We start from the raw sequence: 520 nt of genomic DNA, 5'->3' as shown, positions 1-520 counted from the left end.
ACCACGCCCATCGCGCCGATGAAGCAGGCCGACCAGCCCGCCGCGAACAGCTGTTCCGGATTGGTGCCGGTGCCGGTGCTGCCGGGCGAGGACAGCTTGATGTCGAGCCGCCCGTCGCTGCTCTGCGCGGCGCCGTCGCGGCCGCCGGTGGTGTGAGTCCTGGCGGTATAAAGGGTCTTGGTCTCGGACATGGTCTGGCTCCTTGGTTGAATATTCATCGTATCCGCTTCAATCGGATGCGATCTAAATAGGCCGATCGAAACGCTAGTCAACCCCCTTCCGATTTAATCGCATACGATATATATAGCTGGCACCGGCGACATCCGCGCCGCCAAGGATCCGCCATGAACGTCGCCATCCCGCCCGACCTGAAACTGTCGGACTTTCTCTGCTTCTCGATCTACTCGGCCAACCTCGCCTTCGGCCGGGCGTACAAGCCGCTGCTCGAACAATTCGGCATCACCTATACCCAATATATCGTGATCGTCGCGCTCGCGGAGGAAGACAATCAGACCGTGGG

The 520-nt window shown here is 60.6% G+C and carries 1 protein-coding gene; it reads right to left on the bottom strand.

The features are described from left to right. Positions 1-191: OsmC family protein (locus AC1DZC_RS20390; protein WP_477044558.1), on the bottom strand; the 191-nt coding region annotated here is incomplete at its 3' end. Between the last annotated feature and the right edge of the window lie 329 nt (positions 192-520).

It is taken from the genome of Cellulomonas sp. P2_B4, from assembly GCF_056404795.1.
The sequence above is the reverse complement of the archived record's forward strand: the minus strand, read 5'-3'. Positions and strand labels throughout refer to the sequence as shown.